Annotated in this window: 14 protein-coding genes; 1 reads left to right on the top strand and 13 read right to left on the bottom strand. The window is 76.2% G+C overall.

Going from position 1 to position 14,527, the window contains the following annotated elements; genetic code table 11:
* Positions 1-19: 19 nt before the first annotated feature.
* The 6 genes from ACGBYP_RS10420 to ACGBYP_RS10395 all read right to left on the bottom strand — a co-directional run bounded on the left by ACGBYP_RS10420 (position 20) and on the right by ACGBYP_RS10395 (position 5,394).
* Entirely contained in the window at positions 20-523 is a 504-nt protein-coding gene (locus tag ACGBYP_RS10420; protein WP_411583764.1) for a hypothetical protein, read from the bottom strand.
* The gene (locus ACGBYP_RS10415) at positions 520-1,365 is read right to left on the bottom strand and encodes a ParA family protein (protein ID WP_411583762.1); all 846 of its coding nucleotides are present in this window, start codon (positions 1,363-1,365) and stop codon (positions 520-522) included. The genes ACGBYP_RS10420 and ACGBYP_RS10415 overlap by 4 nt, the downstream gene beginning before the upstream one ends.
* A 258-nt stretch (positions 1,366-1,623) precedes the next feature.
* Positions 1,624-2,589 (bottom strand): site-specific tyrosine recombinase XerD, encoded by a 966-nt coding sequence (gene xerD, locus ACGBYP_RS10410; RefSeq protein ID WP_411583760.1) that lies wholly within the window; start codon positions 2,587-2,589, stop codon positions 1,624-1,626.
* 11 nt (positions 2,590-2,600) lie between these two features.
* Complete coding sequence (gene ald, locus ACGBYP_RS10405; protein ID WP_411583758.1) at positions 2,601-3,716, bottom strand: alanine dehydrogenase; 1,116 nt, start codon at positions 3,714-3,716, stop codon at positions 2,601-2,603.
* A 221-nt stretch (positions 3,717-3,937) separates the two neighbouring features.
* The gene (locus ACGBYP_RS10400) at positions 3,938-4,465 is read right to left on the bottom strand and encodes a dihydrofolate reductase family protein (protein WP_411583756.1); all 528 of its coding nucleotides are present in this window, start codon (positions 4,463-4,465) and stop codon (positions 3,938-3,940) included.
* Positions 4,462-5,394, bottom strand: coding sequence for a helix-turn-helix domain-containing protein (locus tag ACGBYP_RS10395; RefSeq protein ID WP_411583754.1), 933 nt, complete (start codon positions 5,392-5,394; stop codon positions 4,462-4,464). The genes ACGBYP_RS10400 and ACGBYP_RS10395 overlap by 4 nt, the downstream gene beginning before the upstream one ends.
* A gap of 124 nt (positions 5,395-5,518) precedes the next feature.
* Between ACGBYP_RS10395 and ACGBYP_RS10390 the strand changes: the two genes are divergently transcribed.
* The gene (locus tag ACGBYP_RS10390; RefSeq protein WP_411583752.1) at positions 5,519-6,154 is read left to right on the top strand and encodes a hypothetical protein; all 636 of its coding nucleotides are present in this window, start codon (positions 5,519-5,521) and stop codon (positions 6,152-6,154) included.
* A 166-nt stretch (positions 6,155-6,320) separates the two neighbouring features.
* Here ACGBYP_RS10390 and ACGBYP_RS10385 read toward each other — a convergent pair whose 3' ends face one another.
* From ACGBYP_RS10385 to steA, 7 genes are read right to left on the bottom strand one after another with little or no spacing between them, the layout of a single operon-like run.
* A complete protein-coding gene (locus ACGBYP_RS10385) occupies positions 6,321-6,905 on the bottom strand; it encodes an NUDIX domain-containing protein (protein WP_411583750.1) in 585 nt (194 codons plus the stop codon).
* Positions 6,905-8,620 carry a CTP synthase gene (locus ACGBYP_RS10380; protein ID WP_411583749.1) on the bottom strand — a complete coding sequence of 572 codons (1,716 nt, stop codon included), beginning with the start codon at positions 8,618-8,620 and terminating at the stop codon, positions 6,905-6,907. The genes ACGBYP_RS10385 and ACGBYP_RS10380 overlap by 1 nt, the downstream gene beginning before the upstream one ends.
* Before the next feature lie 35 nt (positions 8,621-8,655).
* A complete protein-coding gene (locus ACGBYP_RS10375; RefSeq protein ID WP_411583747.1) occupies positions 8,656-9,750 on the bottom strand; it encodes a glycosyltransferase family 4 protein in 1,095 nt (364 codons plus the stop codon).
* Positions 9,743-11,374, bottom strand: coding sequence for a murein biosynthesis integral membrane protein MurJ (gene murJ, locus ACGBYP_RS10370; protein WP_411583745.1), 1,632 nt, complete (start codon positions 11,372-11,374; stop codon positions 9,743-9,745). Before murJ ends, ACGBYP_RS10375 begins: the two co-directional genes overlap by 8 nt.
* Entirely contained in the window at positions 11,371-12,183 is an 813-nt protein-coding gene (locus tag ACGBYP_RS10365) for a hypothetical protein (RefSeq protein ID WP_411583743.1), read from the bottom strand. Before ACGBYP_RS10365 ends, murJ begins: the two co-directional genes overlap by 4 nt.
* A complete protein-coding gene (locus ACGBYP_RS10360; protein WP_411583741.1) occupies positions 12,180-13,127 on the bottom strand; it encodes a copper transporter in 948 nt (315 codons plus the stop codon). Before ACGBYP_RS10360 ends, ACGBYP_RS10365 begins: the two co-directional genes overlap by 4 nt.
* Positions 13,124-14,308, bottom strand: a complete 1,185-nt coding sequence (gene steA, locus ACGBYP_RS10355) for a putative cytokinetic ring protein SteA (RefSeq protein WP_411583739.1) — start codon at positions 14,306-14,308, stop codon at positions 13,124-13,126. The genes ACGBYP_RS10360 and steA overlap by 4 nt, the downstream gene beginning before the upstream one ends.
* Positions 14,309-14,527 lie beyond the last annotated feature (219 nt).

The following is a 14,527-nucleotide window of genomic DNA, read 5'->3' as shown; positions in this document are numbered from 1 at the left end:
TGGGGGGAAGCGGGGTCCCCTATTTGCGCAGGCGGCGGACGAGGACGGAGTCCTCGCCGTGCACCTCGAGGTCGGCCAGCAGCACGTTGATCGCCTCGCGGACGATCCGGCCGCGGTCGGCGGCCACGCCGTGCTGCCCGCGCAGGGTCAGCCGCGCGGTCTCCAGGGCCAGCAGCTCGTCGGCCGAGCAGTAGACGGTGATCTTCTCCTCGTGCCGGGTGCGGTTCTTGTCCGCGGCACCGCGGGTCCGCTTGGCCGGGGCGGCCGGCAGCGCGGCGCGGTGGGCGGCCAGCTCGTCGACGACGATGCGCGGGGCACCACCGGCGACGTCGGGCACGAGGGTCAGCGGCGGGGTGGCCGGGTCGGCCTCGCGGGGGGTCGAGGACGACCCGCGCAGCGCCGGGGAGGACGCCGCGGCGGCCAGGGTCGGCAGCTCGGTGACCGGGGCCGGCGGGGGTGTCGCCGGGGTGTCGGTCCGGCGGAACAGCTCGGACGCACCCGGGAGCACGGGACGGCGGGTCACAGGGCCAGTACCTCCTTGGCGAGGTCGCGGTAGGCGGCGGCGCCACCGGACGTGGGGGCCCACTGCGTGATCGGCTGCCCGGCGACGGTGGTCTCCGGGAAGCGCACGGTGCGGGAGATGACGGTCTGGAACACGGTGTCGCCGAAGGCCTCGACGACCCGGCTGAACACCTCGCGGCAGTGCACGGTCCGCGTGTCGTACATGGTGGCGAGGATCCCGGAGATCTCCAGCGCCGGGTTGAGCCGCTCCTTGACCTTGTCGATCGTGTCGACGAGCAGGGCGACGCCGCGCAGGGAGAAGAACTCGCACTCCAGCGGGATGATCACGCCCTGGGCGGCGGTGAGCGCGTTGACCGTCAGCAGCCCGAGGGAGGGCTGGCAGTCGATGAGCACGTAGTCGTACTCGGCTCGGATCGGCGCGAGCACCCGCAGCAGGGTCTGCTCACGGGCGACCTCGCTGACCAGCTGCACCTCGGCGGCGGACAGGTCGATGTTGCTGGGCACCAGGTCCAGGCCGGGGATGCCGGTGGCGACCCGGACGTCGGCCAGGGTGGTGGCCGGCTCCATGAGCGCGTTGTAGATGGTGCGGTCCAGCCCCTGCGAGGGGATGCCGAGCCCGACCGACAGCGCACCCTGCGGGTCCAGGTCGACCAGCAGGACCTTGCGGCCGTGCTCGGCCAGCGCGGCACCGAGGTTGATCGTCGAGGTCGTCTTGCCGACCCCGCCCTTCTGGTTGCACATCGCGATGATCTGCGCGGGCCCGTGCGAGGTCAGGCGCTTGGGCTCGGGCAACTTCCGCTGCCGGGCCCGGGCGGGGTCGACCCGGCTCGCCGGGGCTCCCATCTCGGCACCGCCGGACAGGCCCCCGTCGTACGGGAGCCCGACAGCGGACGCCGCCGCCTCGGCTCGTGTCGACATCGCGTGTGCCTCTTCCCTCGACCGTGCGGCCCGCGCCGCCGGCCGGCGGTCACGGGAGGAGGACGCGGTCCCCGGCGGGGGGAAGCCGCCGGTCCGATCTCCTGCACCCCTCATCGGCAGGGCCGGGTGCGGTCGTGACCCGAATCGGGCAACTTGTCGACAAGTTGCCCCGGAGGGGGCGGCTCAGCGCAGCGCGCGGGGGTGGCTGGTGGCGTAGACCTCGCGCAGCCGCTCGACGGTGACCAGCGTGTAGACCTGCGTCGTGGTCACCGAGGCGTGGCCGAGCAGCTCCTGGACGACGCGGACGTCGGCCCCGCCGTCGAGCAGGTGGGTGGCGAAGGAGTGCCGCAGCGTGTGCGGCGACAGCTCGGCGTCGATCCCGGCCCGCTCGGCGGCCTCGCGCAGGATCGTCCAGGCGCTCTGCCGGGACAGCGCGCCGCCGCGGGCGTTGAGGAACAGCGCTCCCCCGCGCACCCCCGTGCGGGCCTTCTCCGCCAGCGCCGGGCGAGCGCGCACCAGGTAGTCCTGCACGGCCCGGACGGCGTAGCTGCCCACCGGGACGACGCGCTCCTTGCCGCCCTTGCCGGCCAGCCGCACCGCCGCGGTGCTGGGGTCCGCGGTCAGCGACAGGTCGTCGACGGCGAGCCCCACGGCCTCGGAGATGCGGGCGCCGGTGCCGTACAGCAGCTCCAGCAGCGCCCGGTCGCGCAGCCCGCGGGGGCCCTCGACCGAGGCCGCGGCCTCCAGCAGCGCCTCGACTTGCTCCACCGGGATCGCCTTGGGCAGCCGCCGGGCCGGCGCCGGGGGCTTCACCTCGGCGGCGACGTCGTCGGCGATCAGCCCGTCGAGCAGGGCGAACCGGTGCAGCCCGCGGACGGCGACCACCGCGCGCGCGGCCGAGGTGGCCGACAGCGGCGGGTGGTCGTCGTCCCCGGTGCGCAGCGCGACCAGGAACGCGGCGACGTCGGACTCGCCCACCTCGCCGAGCCCGCGCACCCCGGCGGCGGTGAGGAACTCGGCGTACCGGCGCAGGTCGCGGCGGTAGGAGCTGATCGTGTTGGCCGCCAGCCCCCGCTCGACGGTGAGGTGGTCGAGGTAGCGGGTGACGGTGCGGGCGACGTCGGGCCCGGCCGCGGTGGTGCTGGTCATGGTGGCGCCTGTCAGGACAGCACCTCCTGCCACGGGACCGACGGCAGCGCGTGCGCGTCGGCCACGCCGGCGTGCACCAGCCGGCCGGCGGCCACGTTGATGCCGCGGGCCAGCGCCGGGTCGGCGGCCAGCGCGGCCGCCGTCCCCTGGTTCGCCAGTGCCAACACGTAGGGCAGCGTCACGTTGGTCAGCGCGTAGGTCGAGGTGTGCGGCACCGCGCCGGGCATGTTGGCCACGCAGTAGAAGACCGAGTCGTGCACGCCGAACGTCGGGTCGTCGTGGGTGGTGGGCCGGGTCGACTCGAAGCAGCCGCCCTGGTCCACGGCGATGTCGACCAGCACCGAGCCGGGCTTCATCCGGGCGACCAGGTCGTCGGTGACCAGCACCGGCGCCTTGGCCCCGGCCACGAGCACGGCGCCGATGACCAGGTCGGCCTCCAGCACGGCCCGCTCGACCTCCAGCGCGTTGGACGCCACGGTCTGCAGGTGCCCGCGGTAGAGCCGGTCGGCGGCGCGCAGCTTCTCCAGGTCGCGGTCGAGCACGGTCACCTGGGCCTGCATGCCCAGGGCGATGGTGGCGGCGTTCATCCCCGACACCCCCGCCCCCAGGACGACGACCTTCGCCGCGTGCACCCCGGACACCCCGCCGAGCAGGACGCCGCGGCCGCCGGAGGCACGCTCGAGGGTGTGCGCGCCGACCTGCGGGGCCATCCGGCCGGCGACCTCGGACATCGGGGCCAGCAGCGGCAGCGCGCCGCCGTCGGTCTGCACGGTCTCGTAGGCGATCGCGGTGGTGCCCGAGGCCAGCAGCGCGTCGGTGCACTCCCGGGAGGCGGCCAGGTGCAGGTAGGTGAAGAGCGTCTGCCCGGGGCGCAGCCGGCCGAACTCCTCGGCGATCGGCTCCTTGACCTTGAGCAGCAGGTCGGCGGCGCCCCACACGTCGTCGGCGGTCGGCGCGATCTCCGCCCCGGCGGCGGTGTAGTCGGCGTCCGGGATGGACGACCCGGCGCCGGCGTCGGCCTCGACCAGCACCTCGTGGCCCGCGGCGACCAGCTCGGTGACCCCGGAGGGGGTCAACGCGACCCGGTACTCACGGTTCTTGACCTCTCGGGCGACCCCGACGCGCATGCCAGCTCTCCACTGTCCCGGTCCGCGCCCACCGGGGTGTCGGGGGCGCCACCGTGTCCGGGCGGCCCGGTCGGGGCCCGCCTCGGCCGGAGTGTAGGCACGCTGGGTGTCCCGGGTGTGTCAGGGAGCACTCCCCGGCCGGTCGCGGGCGTCGTGCTCGCGGCAGGTGGCCAGGACGTCGTCCGATCACCCCGGCCGTGGACACCGTCGACCGAGCCGGCTCAGCCCCGCACGACGGCGTACCGGACGGCGACGAACTCGCCGTTGCGGCCGACCTCCTGCACCGCCAGCTCGACCCGGCGCGGCAGCAGCGGGGCGCCGGCGCCGAGGGTGACCGGGGCGATCGCGACCACGACCTCGTCGAGCAGGCCACGGTCGGCGAACTGCCCGGCCAGGTCGCCGCCGCCGACGACGTAGACGTCCCGGTCGCCGGCCGCCTCGACCATCGCGGCGTGCACGACCGCGACGTCCTCGGCGGTGGCCCGCAGGTCCGCGCCCGGGAGGAGGTCGAGCTCGCGGTGGGTGAACACCCAGGTGGGCCGCTCGGGCACCCAGCCCGGGTCGTTCTCCCGCACCCACCGGTAGGTCGTGGCCCCCATGGCCACCGCGCCCACGCCGGCGATGAAGCCGTCGTAGCCCAGCGGCCCGGCCGGGTCGTTCTCCCGGCTGAGCAGCCAGTCCAGCGAGTGGTCGGCGGTGGCGATGAAGCCGTCCAGGGACGTGGCGGTGTAGTAGACGGTGCGGGTCACGAGGTCCTCCTCCTCAGCCAGTCGATCGGGTCGCCGGCGTCCACGGGGACGCCGGCGGCACGGAGCCAGTGCCGGGCCAGCTGCCGGCGGTGGGCGCCGTAGGTGAGCACGTGGGCGACGACGCTGCCGAGCACGAACGACTCCGGCGGGTCGCAGAGGGCGTCGACCAGCCGGTCGCCCCAGGCGCCGCGGCGGGAGACGTCCCGGACGAACGCCAGCCAGCGGGGTGCGGCCTCCTGGTGCCGGGCCAGCAGGGACGCCGGGTCGTCGCGGCCGCGGGCCGGGTGGTCGGCGCCCTCGACGGCCGCCAGCCACACCTCGGTGGACCACACGTGGTGCTCCAGCACCCCGGCCAGCGACTCCTCGGGACCGTCCCACGCCAGCACCTGCAGGGCGGGGGCGCGCACCCGCCGGTACTCCTCGTCGGGCAGCCCCGTCGCGGTGTCCAGCAGGGCGCGGGTGTCCTCGAGGTCGTGGTGGACCAGGAGCGCGGTCACCTCGTCACCTCCGCCCTGCCCCGGCCGGCCGGCGACCCACAGCGAGGTCGGCGGGTGGAAGTGGATGCCGTTGGGCGCCGGCAGCCAGTGCGCGTCGCGCGCCGGCGCCGTCCCGGCCTGCCCCGGCGTGCGGCCGTACGCCCGGGTGAACGCGCGGCTGAACCCCTCGACCGACTCGTAACCGGCGGCGAACGCAACGTCGGTGACGCTGCGGCCCTGACCCAGCTGCCAGGCCGCGCGCTCGAGCACCACCCGGCGGCGCAGCGCGACCGGCGCCTCCCCCGCACCCCGGCTCACCTGCCGGGCGAAGTGCCACGGGGAGGCGAACGCGTCGCCGGCCATCTCGGTCAGGGTGGCGTTGTCCTCGTCCAGGACGGCGTCCAGCAGCTCGCGGAGCCGGTCACGTCCGGCGGTCGGGGTGTCCTCGGGCACGCCAGCAGTCTGTCGCGCGCGGCCGCCGCAGCGCCCGACCGTTCTTGCGCACCCGGATCGCCGTCCCGCCCGTCGTGACGCACCATGCCGGGGACCCACCCGCTCACCCCTGGGAGCCCGCCAGATGCGCCTGTACGCCGACCGACCCGACCGCCGCGCCCGACAGCTGGCCGCCGACCTGGGGCTGGTGGCCTGGCTGGTGCTGTGGGTGGTGGTCGCGCGCGTGGTGCACGGCGCCGTGCTGGTGCTGGCCGAACCGGGCCGGGCGCTGTCCGACCTGGGCCGGTCGATCTCGGACACCATGGGCAGCGCGGCCGGTGCCGCCGACGGCGTCCCGGTGGTCGGTGACGAGCTGGCCACGCCCTTCGACGCACTGGGGCAGGCCGGGCAGTCGGTGACCGGTGCCGGGCAGGGGGCGCAGGACGCCGTCTCCACGCTGGCCACGGTGCTCGCCGTCGTCCTGGTGGTGCTGCCGGTGGGCTGGCTGCTGCTGCGCTGGCTGCCCTGGCGGCTGGGCTGGCTGCGCGAGGCCCGGGCCACCGACACGCTGCTCGCGCAGGGGGTGCCCGACCTGGAGCTGCTCGCCGCCCGGGCCCTGGCCACCGCGCCGCTGCCCCGGCTGGCCGCCCTCCCCGCCGGTACCGGCGCCGGCTGGCGGGCCGGCGACCCGGCCGCCGTCCGCGCCCTGGCCGGCCTGGAACTGCAGCGCCTCGGCCTGCACCTGCCGGACGCCGGCAGCGGGGCCACCCGCGCGCGTTGAACCGCGCGCGCACGCGACGGGACCTGCCCCCAGCGGGTGGGGCCACGCCCGACCCGTCGGCCGAGACGCGGGTCGAGCCGGTCCACCTGACGTGGAGCCGTGCCGTGGCGCGGCTACACGTCAGGTCAGGCGGCTCAGCCTCCGTCGGCGAGCGGCCCGAACGGACTCAGACCGCGTCGAGCGGGCGCAGCATCGGGGCGCCGGCGCGCACCTGGGCGGCGGCCAGCACCCCGATCGCGGCGAGGGAGTTGCGGATCGTGCCGTCGAACACCCACTGCACGGCCTCGGTCAGCGGCACCCGCCGGACGGTCATGTCCAGCTCCTCGTGCTCGACGACGAAGCCCGCGGGCCGGTCGACCGGCGACAGCCCCTCGGCCAGGTACAGCAGCACCTTCTCGTCGCAGAAGCCCGGCGAGGGGTGGTGGGTGGTCAGCAGCGACCAGCGCTCCGCCGACAACTGCACCTCCTCGGCGAGCTCCCGGCGGGCGGCGTCCACGGGAGCCTCGCCGTCGACGTCGAGCAGGCCGGCCGGCACCTCCCACAGGTGCTCGCCGATCGGGTGCCGGTACTGGCGCAGCATCACCACCCGGTCCTCGTCGTCCACCGCCACGATGCCGACGGCCCCGCCGTGGTGGACGACCTCACGCACGCTCGTCCCCCCACCGGGCATGGCCACGGTGTCCAGCCGCAGCGAGACGACGTGCCCGTCGTAGACCTGCTCGGTGCCGAGCACCTCGTAGTCGTGGGCCATCAGATGCCGACCGGCTCCTCGGCGGGCACCGGCAGCCGGGCGGCGTCCTGGTAGCTCGCCGCCGCGGCGACGAAGGCGGCGAACAGCGGGTGCGGCCGGGTCGGGCGGCTCTTGAGCTCCGGGTGCGCCTGGGTGCCGACGAAGAACGGGTGGACGTCGGCGGGCAACTCGGCGAACTCGACCAGCGTGCCGTCGGGCGAGGTGCCGGAGAAGACCAGGCCGGCCTCGGTGAGCCGGTCGCGGTAGGCGTTGGCGACCTCGTAGCGGTGCCGGTGCCGCTCGGTGATCTCGGTGGCCCCGTAGGCCGCGGCCACGACCGAGCCCTTGGCCAGGGCCGCGGGGTAGCTGCCCAGGCGCATCGTGCCGCCCATGTCGCCGCGCCCGGCGACGACGTCGAGCTGGGTGGCCATGGTGGAGATGACCGGGTCGGGGGTCTCCGGGTCGAACTCGGTGGAGTTGGCCCCGGGGATGCCGGCCAGGTTGCGCGCGGTCTCGATGACCATGCACTGCAGGCCCAGGCACAGGCCCAGGGTCGGGATGCCGTTGACCCGGGCGTGCTGGATGGCGCCGAGCTTGCCCTCGATGCCGCGGACGCCGAACCCGCCGGGGATGCACACGCCGTCGACGCCGGCCAGCGCCGCGGCCGCGCCCTCGGGGGTCTGGCAGTCGTCGGAGGGGACCCAGCGGATCTGCACCCGCGAGCGGTGGGCGAACCCGCCGGCCCGCAGCGCCTCGGTCACCGACAGGTAGGCGTCGGGCAGGTCGATGTACTTGCCGACCAGCGCGACGGTCACGGTCTGCTTCGGGTCGTGCACCCGGTCGAGCAGGTCGCCCCACACCGTCCAGTCGACGTCCCGGAAGGGCAGCCCCAGCCGGCGGACGACGTAGGCGTCCAGGCCCTCGCGGTGCAGCACCTTGGGGATGTCGTAGATCGAGGGGGCGTCGGGGCAGGACACCACGCCCTCGGCGTCGGTGTCGCACATCAGGCTGATCTTGCGCTTGAGGCCCTCGCTGATCGGCCGGTCGGAGCGGCAGACGATCGCGTCGGGCTGGATGCCGATGCTGCGCAGCGCGGCCACCGAGTGCTGGGTGGGCTTGGTCTTGAGCTCACCGGAGGGCGCGATGTAGGGGATCAGCGAGATGTGCAGGAAGAAGCAGTTGTCCCGGCCGATCTCGTGGCGCACCTGGCGGGCGGCCTCCAGGAACGGCAGCGACTCGATGTCGCCGACCGTGCCGCCGATCTCGGTGATGACCACGTCGACGCGCTCGGCGGAGTCGGCGCCGGCCAGGATGCGGGCCTTGATCTCGTTGGTGATGTGCGGGATGACCTGCACGGTGTCGCCGAGGTACTCACCGCGCCGCTCGCGGGCGATCACGTCGGAGTAGACCTGGCCGGTGGTCACGTTGGCCCGGCCGGTGAGGTCGGTGTCGAGGAACCGCTCGTAGTGGCCGATGTCCAGGTCGGTCTCGGCGCCGTCCTCGGTCACGAAGACCTCGCCGTGCTGGAACGGGTTCATCGTGCCCGGGTCCACGTTCAGGTACGGGTCCAGCTTCTGCATGGTGACCCGCAGTCCCCTGCTGGAGAGCAGCGCCCCCAGCGAGCTCGCGGTCAGCCCCTTGCCCAGGGACGACACGACGCCGCCGGTGACGAAGACGAACTTCGTCGGCTGCGAGTTGGGGAGAGCGCGGTTGCTGTGTTCTTCCAGTCGACCCACGGACGCCCACGCTAACACGGCCGGCGCCGTCGTCCTCAGCGCCGGGCGAGCAGCTCCCGGTAGACGGCGACCAGCCCCGCCGCGGTGGCCGTCTCGTCGGGCCAGCCCGCGGCCTGGCGCTGTCCGGCGGCGGCCAGCGCGGCCCGCCGTCCGGGGTCGGCGAGCAGCCCGCCCAGCGCACCGGCCAGCGCCGTCGCGTCGCCGGCCGGCACCAGCACCGCGGCGTCCCCGACCAGCTCGGGGATGCCGCCCACGGCGGTCGCCACGAGCGGGACGCCGGCCCGCAGCGCCTCCTGGGCGGTGAGCGACCGGGCCTCCCACACCGAGGGCAGGACGACGACGTCGGCGGCGGCGAGCAGGTCGGCGACGTCGGTGCGGCGTCCCAGCAGGGTCACCGGCAGCGCTCCGGCGGTGACCCGGGCGGCGAGCGCGTCGTGCAGCGGCCCGTCGCCGGCGACGGCCACCAGCGGGTCGCCGTCCACGCCGCGGACCAGGGCGTCCAGCAGCACGTCGTAGCCCTTCTGCGGGTGCAGCCGGCCCACGGCGAGCACCAGCGGCCGGTCGCCGGCCAGGCCGAGCTCCGCCCGCACCTCGCCCCGCGAGCGGCCCGGCGGCGGCAGCGGCGGCGCCGACACCGGGGCCACCCGGACGTCGCGGGCGCCCAGCCGGCGGGCGTTGGCGGCGAGGTCGGCCGAGGCGGCCAGGACGACGTCGGCCGCGCGGACCGTGGCCCGCTCGGCGGCGTCGAGGACCCGGCGCCGCAGCCCGCCCCCGGGTGGCGCGGCGTTGTGCAGCGTCAGCACGAGCGGACGGCGACCGGCGAGCGCGGCGACTCCCCCGGCGCGCAGCCCGTGGGCGTGCACCAGGTCGCTGCCCGCGGTGGCCCGCCGCAGCGCCCGCACCGCGCGCAGGTCGGCGGCCGGCGCCAGCCCGGCGGAGATCCCGACCTCGGCGAACCCCGCGCCGGTGGCGGTGAAGCCGAACAGCTCCTCGGTGGCGCGCGGGCCGCACACCCGCACGTCCGCACCCGCGGCGGCCAGCGTGGGCAGCACCGACCGCAGGTGGGTGCCGACGCCGCCGGTGCTGGTGGCCAGCACCTCGGTCACCGTCGCGCCGGTCAGCTCAGCCACGGGTCTCCCCCTCCGGTGCGCGCAGGCCGCGCAGTGCTGCGGCCAGCGGCCGGCGGGCGGTGGCCAGCAGCACCGCGCCCGCGACGGCCAGGACGACTCCCCCACTGACGACCCCGGTGCCGACCGCGGCTCCGACCCCGCCCCCGGGCACCGGATCGGCCCCCAGGGCGGCGGCGGTCAGCAGGCCGGCGGCGGCGGCGAGCACCGCGGCTCCCACGGCGGGCAGCCCGGTGCGCAGCACGCCGGTGAGCGCGCCCGGCCCGGCGACCCGGACGACGACGGCCAGCAGCGCGGCCCCGGCCACGGTCACCCCGATGCTGTGCCCGGCGCCCAGGGCCAGTGCGCGGTCCGCGGCCGGCAGCAGGCCGGCGAGCACGAGCTGGGCGACCGCGGCGACCAGCCAGCCGGCCGTGACGCAGACCGCCGGGGCCCGCCACAGCCCGCGGGCGTAGAGCGCCCGGGACAGCAGCGCCACCAGCGCGTAGCCCACCAGCCCGGGGGCGAAGGCGACGACGGCGTCCCGCAGCGCCGGCGCGGCGGCCGCGTCGGCGGCCGAGGCGAGGAACACCCGGGCGACCGGCCCGGCGACCGCGACCAGCCCGGCCGCGGCGACCGCGGCGCTGACCACGGTGAGCACCGTGGCCGGGGCCAGCGCCCGCCGGTACCCGGCCTCGTCGCCGGCCGCGGCCCGCTCGCTGAGCGCCGGGTAGACCGAGGTGGCCAGCGGGACCGCCAGCGCCGCCCACGGCAGCAGGAACAGCGTCATCGCGGCCACCACGACCACCTGCGTGCCGTCGGGGGCACCGGCGTTGGCCAGCCGGATCATCACCACGGTGACCAGCTGCTGCCCGGCCAGGGTGACCACCCCGGCCAGCGCCAGCCGGCGCACCCTGGGCGCCACGCCCACCGGGAACCGCAGCGCCGGGCGCAGGCCCAGCCGCAGTCCGCGCAGCGGGCCGAGCAGCGACAGGCTCAGCGCGACCACGCCCAGCGTCGTCCCGACGCCCAGCACCAGCTCGGCGGCGGTGCCGAGCCCGGCGACGTCCCGGCCGCCGCCGATCGCGGCGAACAGCAGGTAGGCGCCGGCGACGACGACCGAGGACAGCAGCGGGGCCAGCGCCGGTCCGGCGAAGCGGCGGTGGGCCTGCAGGACGCCGGTGAGCACGATCCCGATGCCGTAGAGCACGACCTGCGGGGCGAAGACCAGCAGCAGCCGGGCCGCCAGGTCGACCTGCGCGGCGTCGCCGGTGCCCAGCAGCCCGCTCGCGATCGGCCGGGCCAGCAACGCCACGGCGGCCGCGAGCGGGACGAGCAGCAGCAGCGTCCAGCCCAGCAGCGCCGAGGCGGTGCGCCGCACCTGCTCCCGGTCGCCGGCGGCGATCCCGCCGGCCAGCATCGGCACCACCAGGCCGGCCAGCGCACCGCCGGCGACGACCTCGAAGACGACGTTGGGGACGGTGTTGGCGGCCAGGTAGGTGTCGCCGGTGCTGCCGGCGCCGACGGTGTTGGTGAACACCACGGTGCGGCCGAAGCCGGCCAGCCGGGCCAGCACGGTGAGCACCGAGATCAGCAGTGCCGCGCCGGCCGCCCCCTGCAGCAGGGCCCGCCGGGGAGAGGTGGTCACGCGGGGCGGCGGCCGAGCTGGTCGAGCTCGCGCAGGACGGGGGTCGCCTCGATGACCCGGGTGAAGCTGACCCGCTCGCTGGCCAGGGTGAGCGCGGTGACGACCGTGAGCAGGCCGGCCCGGCTCGCCCGCCCGGGCAGGGCCGCCAGCCGCAGCCCGAGCAGTGCGCCCAGCGCGTTGGCCCCGCAGTCGCCGAGCATGACCCGCTCGCCGAGGTCGGCCGGCAGCACCCCGGCGGTGGCGCCCAGCGGTCCCGCGGCCAGCCCGCCGGCGGGCCCGCCGAGGGTGGCGCCGGCCAGCAGGACGGCGGCCTTGCCGGCCCGGCCCGGGCGCAGGTCCAGCAGGTTGACCAGGTTCGCCGTCCCGGCGACCAGCCCGACGGTGAGGACGGCGTCGGCAGCGCTGCCGCGCCGGGTGAGGACCGCGGCCACCGAGGCCGCCGCACCGATCCCGACGACCTTGACCACGCCCGCGGAGACCCGGCCGGCGCGCAGCGCGGCCAGGTGGCCGGCCAGCCCCTTGTCCCGGACCTGCTCCGGGCGGGCGCCGGCCAGGTCGTCGTAGCCGCCCACGAGCCCGGCGACCGTGCCGACCACGGCGGCGGCCGCCCGCTGCCCGGGTGGGCCGCCGAGCACCGCGCTGCCGGTGGCCGCGGCGGCCAGCACCGGGCCCCCGAGCAGGGTCACCGGCCGGCCCGCGAAGTTGGTGCGCTGCCAGCGCGCGGCCGGGACCCGGCCGGCCACCGCCAGCCCGGCCCGGGCGGCCAGCAGCCCGGCCGCGGCAGCGCGCAGGCGACGGGAGCCGGTCACGACGCCGGCGGGACGGGCTGGGTGTCCTCGCCGGTCCCGTAGGCACCCGTGGTGCCCCGGCTCTCGGCGGCCAGCGCCAGCACGGTGCTGATCCGCCCCGCCGGCACGCCCACGTTGTCGACGGTGGAGACCACCGCGGTGACGGAGCTGTCCGCGCGCAGCGCCGCGATCAGGCCGCCGTCCTCGGTGGCGGTCTGGTCACCGGCGGCGACGGCGCCGGAGCCGCGCCGGTCCAGGGCGGTGACCAGCTCGGTGAGGGCGGTGGTGCGGGGCAGCGCGGTCTCGTCGGTGAGCACCCCGGCGGTGAGCAGCACGGCGTAGTCGGCCGGGCTGACCGAGGAGGTGTCCCGGCTGAGCACGCCGAGCTCCTCGAGCCCGGCCAGCACCGAGGAGGTGGCCGCCGGCGGGACCGGACCGGCGGTGCCGGCGTCGGCCGGGGGCACCATCAGCACCTCGGCCAGCAGGGCGGCGGTGAGGACCGCCGGGTCGGTGCCCGCGGCCGGGGCCAGGCCGGCCGGCCGGGCGGGGCCGGTGACGTAGGCCTCCACGGCGGCGTCGTTGGCCGGGTCGCCGTAGCCCGGGGTGAGCCGGATGGTGCCGGTGACGGTGGCGCCCGCGCTGCCCAGCAGGGCGGTCAGCCCCTCCAGCACGTCGGGGGCGACGTCGTCGGAGCCGACCACCAGCACGACGCTGCGCTCGGCCAGGGTGCCCTCGACCAGCGCCGGGCCGACCGCCTCGTCGAAGCTGCCGACGTCGTCCAGCTCGGCCTGCAGCTCCCGGTTCTGGTCCTCCAGCGCCCGCTTGTCCGTCTGGAGCGCGCTGACCTGGCCCTGCAGGTTCGTCAGCACCGGCCCGTTGAGCTGGGTGGTGCCGATGACGATCCCGAGCGCCACGGCCAGGAAGACCGCGATCAGCGAGACCAGGTGGTAGCGGAAGTCGATCACGTGAAGAGGTTCTCCAGCCAGAACACGAAGCTGTCCCATTGGTCGATCAGCAGGTCGAAGTAGACCCGGCCGGCGGTGGACACGGCGAGGGCGGCGGTGATCGACAGCAGCGCGGCCACCACCAGGAACACCAGCGCGAGGGTGGAGATACGGCTGCGGTAGAGCCGGCTCACGCCCTTGGCGTCGACGAGCTTGCCGCCCAGCCGCAGCCGGGTGAGGAACGTCGAGGCCATCCCGCCGCGGCCCTTGTCCAGGAACTCCACCAGCGTGGCGTGCGTGCCGACCGCGACGATGAGCGAGGCGCCCTTGTCGTCGGCCAGCAGCATGGCGATGTCCTCGCTGGTGGCCGCGGCCGGGAAGGTGATGGCCGGGACGCCGAGGTCGGTGACCCGCTGCAGCCCCGGCGCCCGCCCGTCGGGGTAGGCGTGCACGACCACCTCGGCCCCGCAGCGCAGCACCGCGTCGCTCACCGAGTCCATGTCGCCGATGATCATGTCCGGCTGGTAGCCGGCCTCCTTGAGCGCGTCGGCCCCGCCGTCGACACCGATGAGCACCGGCCGGTAGTCACGGATGTAGGGCCGCAGCGCCTGCAGGTCCTCGCGGTAGTCGTAGCCGCGCACGACCACCAGCACGTGCCGGCCGTCGATCCGGGTGGTGACGTCGGGCACCCCCACGCCGTCCAGGAGCAGCGCGCGCTCGCGCTTCATGTACTCCATGGTGTTGGCCGCGAAGGCCTCCAGCTGCGCCGATAGCCCGGCGCGCGCCTCGACCATCGCCTCGGCGACCCGCTCGGGGGTCTGCTCGACGCCCTGGGCCACCAGCGCGTCGCCGGCGAACACCTGGTCGCCCTCGACCCGCAGCCGGGTCCCCTCCTTGACGCGGGTGAAGACCTCCTTGCCCACGCCGTCGATCAGCGGGATGCCCGCGTCGACCAGGACGCCGGGGCCCAGGTTCGGGTAGCGACCGGAGGTGCTGGGCGCGGCGTTGACGACGGCGGCGACCTGGCAGGTGACCAGGGCGTCGGCGGCCACCCGGTCGACGTCGACGTGGTCGATGACCGCGATGTCGCCGGGGCGCAGGCGCTTGGTGAGGTTCTTCGTCCGTCGGTCCAGGCGCGCCGGACCGGTCACGCCCGGCGCCGGGTCGGGCACTCGTCCGCGCCGCAGGGTGCCGATGCGCATGTCGGGATGCTCCCACGGGCGCCGCGGAGCATGATTCCGGCGCGCATCCAGCAACGGATCGACCACACACGGTGACGACACCGGCAGGACCGCGACACGCCCGTGATCTGGGTCCGCGCGGCGTCCGCGGGACCGGACCGTCCCGTCACTAGCGTGACTCGTGTGACTGCAGGGGCTTCCGCGCGCCGGAGTACAGCGACTGTCGAGTTCGAGGGCCCT

Source organism: Modestobacter sp. SSW1-42 (genome assembly GCF_046635825.1).
In the GTDB taxonomy this organism is placed as follows: Bacteria; Actinomycetota; Actinomycetes; order Mycobacteriales; family Geodermatophilaceae; genus Modestobacter.
This window is presented reverse-complemented; position numbering and strand designations above follow the sequence as displayed.